Annotated in this window: 3 protein-coding genes; 2 read left to right on the top strand and 1 reads right to left on the bottom strand. The window is 45.2% G+C overall.

The genetic code is table 11. The features are described 5' to 3' along the window. Positions 1–992: 992 nt before the first annotated feature. Positions 993–1,265, top strand: a complete 273-nt coding sequence (locus F6K46_RS39275) for a hypothetical protein (protein ID WP_293068760.1) — start codon at positions 993–995, stop codon at positions 1,263–1,265. Between the two features lie 67 nt (positions 1,266–1,332). Here the strand turns inward: F6K46_RS39275 and lexA are convergent, their stop codons facing one another. After that, positions 1,333–1,965: a transcriptional repressor LexA gene (lexA, locus tag F6K46_RS39270; protein WP_070391225.1), complete on the bottom strand. Its 633-nt coding sequence runs from the start codon at positions 1,963–1,965 to the stop codon at positions 1,333–1,335. Positions 1,966–2,090: 125 nt separating this feature from the next. Here lexA and F6K46_RS39265 point away from each other — a divergent pair, with 125 nt between their 5' ends. Then, entirely contained in the window at positions 2,091–2,537 is a 447-nt protein-coding gene (locus F6K46_RS39265; RefSeq protein ID WP_293118126.1) for a hypothetical protein, read from the top strand. Positions 2,538–2,568: the final 31 nt, after the last annotated feature.

Raw genomic sequence — 2,568 nt, 5'->3', positions numbered from 1 at the left:
GAAGTTGTTCTGTTTCAACGCTGCAAAACTTTACTCAAACAGCAAGATTTAATTCAAGGCTTGACAGGTTTTCATTGGTGGCGTCAAATTGATGCGTAAATTTTAACTAATTAACCGGACATGATATGACAGGTTGATTAACGCCCCTATTTGCGATGGCCAAGTCTAGAAACCTAATTTTTTCGTTGGTCAAGTTTAATTGCTATGGGGTACGCTGGGGACATCTTATCAAAGGTAATCCAACTGAAACCCTTGCCAAACAGAGCTTACAGGCTAATTTTAACCCCCTCAGTGGCATAACTTAGCCGTGATTATCGGTTAAGGTCGAAATTAAAAGGGAGCATTTCACTTATGCAGAGCATTTGTAGTAAAGCTATAGCCCCCTCATGGGTTTTAGCTTGCTCTGATAGTATATAGTTCATCTGTTCTGCGACTTTGACCTGCTCCCGGCAGTGCTTGATAGCAATTTTCAAGATTTTAGTCAGTGAAATCGGCACTGCCCACCAACAGAAAATCAATTGTAAAATAGAGTAAAATAAATCGTAGGGTGGGCAGTGCTTCCTAGAAATTTTCAAGATTGTAGTAAATTAAATCGGCACTGCCCACCAACAGGAAATTAATTGTAAAATAGGGTATGAATTGTAAGGTGGGCAGTAATCATACCAATTCCAAAGCTTACCATCGGGATTCTATTTACTGCCCACCCTACATCAACTACTCATGATGGTGCGTTACGGGGCGGGTTGTTTCAACCAGAAACGAAGAGGCGCAAAATCATGGCTAGCCCGCCCCTAACGCACCCTACGCAACTGTTCCCCTAGTTTCACGATTATTTGTGAAGCAGTGAAGCAATAATCACGATATTTTATTCGAGCTTCACCCATAGTAAAGACCGTGAAATAAGTGAACTTTGATCCACAAATGCTTACTGTTAGTTTTGAGAGCCTATAGTTGGAGATAAGAGCGTTACTCAACTAAAGGCTGAATAAATCATGTCTAAACCAAACAAAGAATTTGACCCAGAAACCCGCTTCTTGAAAGAGCGTATTCGTCAAGCCAACCTTTCATTTAACTTGCGTGTCGGGGCTACAATTCTAAACGGGATTGTGGGTCTGATCGTTGCAGGATTATTAATGTCCAACAAGGTATCTGAAGGAGCAGTGACTACGGCGGTGGGATTAGCATCGAATATTGCTTTTGTTAACCTTGCTCAGGATGCTAATGACCGGCTAGATGAAGCGATTGAAGATGAGGAGGAAAAGTAATAACTAGTAATTATAGCCGATGGGAATAGGAAACTCTGTTCCCTATTCCCGACAACTGTTGGAAAGTCTAATGTATCGCTGCTGGTGTTAGATGCTGCTGATATCCCCGCCAGACACCGACTAATACTCCTTGAACCTGGACATGTTTTGCCATCACTTCTATGGGATGGTACTTAGCATTAGAGGGTTTAAGAGTAACTTTGTGACCCTTACGATAGAAACGTTTCAAGGTAGTACCATGTCCATCCACCCGTGCCGCTACAATTAAACCATTCTTGATGTCATCGGGATCAGGCACTGGTCGCATAATCACCACATCCCCTTCTGTAATTAAGTCTTCGATCATGCTGTCTCCAGTAACCCGCAGAGCAAAGTTACCTGGTTGCTGGAAGAACCCAGATATATCCAACTCCTCAACTGTGTCGGTGAAGGGTTCCACTAGACCCCCGGCTGCGATCGCTCCTAAAACAGGTACTCCCAAATTACAATGCCGCAGCAGCCTAATCGTCCGGGCTTTTCCTTCGGTCCAATCAATGTATCCCTTGCTACGCAAATGTTCCAGCCTACTCTGAATCGGTGCTGGTGAGCGCAAGTTCATTGCTCTCATCATTTGCCGGATCGAAGGGGCATGGTGTGACACCCGAATATAATTAACCAGCCAATCGTACAGTTCTTGTTGGGCAGATGTGAGGTTTTCCATAAGACTCTGGACAAAAAATGGTCGTTCTTTGTGATTGCTCTATAGAACATTGGTACTATCAACTCTTGTGATTTGTCCAGAGTATTGTTCGGGGGTAGAGGGTGGGGAGATGGGGAGATGGGGAGATGGGGAGATGGGGAGATGGGGAGATGGGGAGATGGGGAGATCTCACAGGGGTAGGTTTTTTACATTTGGGTCGGGAGTCGGGAATCGGGAGTCGGGAATCGGGAGTCGGGAATCGGGAAAAGCGGGAAATGGGGAGAATTATCCCGGAAACTAGTGTGTATTTTGATACATATTTTGAGGAATTTCTACGTAGCGATGCAGCGCGGTCTTGGGGAGCCAGTGCGGTCTTGGGGGTTCCCCCCATGAGCAACTGGCGTGGTTTCCCCCACTCGCTATTGCATCAAGACAATCAAAGTACCTACTCGCCCCTTTGTAAAAAACCTACCCTTATGAGGATGGGGAGATGGGGAGATGGGTGCGATTCGTTGGCTATAAACCTTGTCCAGAAAGGGCTTGGGGGATTAGCCGCTAGCCAGACAGAGCACCACGCTCTATTTGGAACCTAGATAACTTGATAACCATGCTGGTGAGTATAAG

The sequence above is a fragment of the Moorena sp. SIO3E8 genome, assembly GCF_010692445.1.
GTDB classification, from domain to species: Bacteria; Cyanobacteriota; Cyanobacteriia; order Cyanobacteriales; family Coleofasciculaceae; genus Moorena; species Moorena bouillonii.
The sequence above is the reverse complement of the archived record's forward strand: the minus strand, read 5'-3'. Positions and strand labels throughout refer to the sequence as shown.

What these genes read in the sequence shown, in the direction of transcription:
- F6K46_RS39275 (WP_293068760.1), top strand. Translation starts at nt 993, where the DNA reads ATGTCTAAACCAAACAAAGAATTTGACCCAGAAACCCGCTTCTTGAAA.
- lexA (WP_070391225.1), bottom strand. Translation starts at nt 1,965, where the DNA reads ATGGAAAACCTCACATCTGCCCAACAAGAACTGTACGATTGGCTGGTT.
- F6K46_RS39265 (WP_293118126.1), top strand. Translation starts at nt 2,091, where the DNA reads ATGGGGAGATGGGGAGATGGGGAGATGGGGAGATGGGGAGATCTCACA.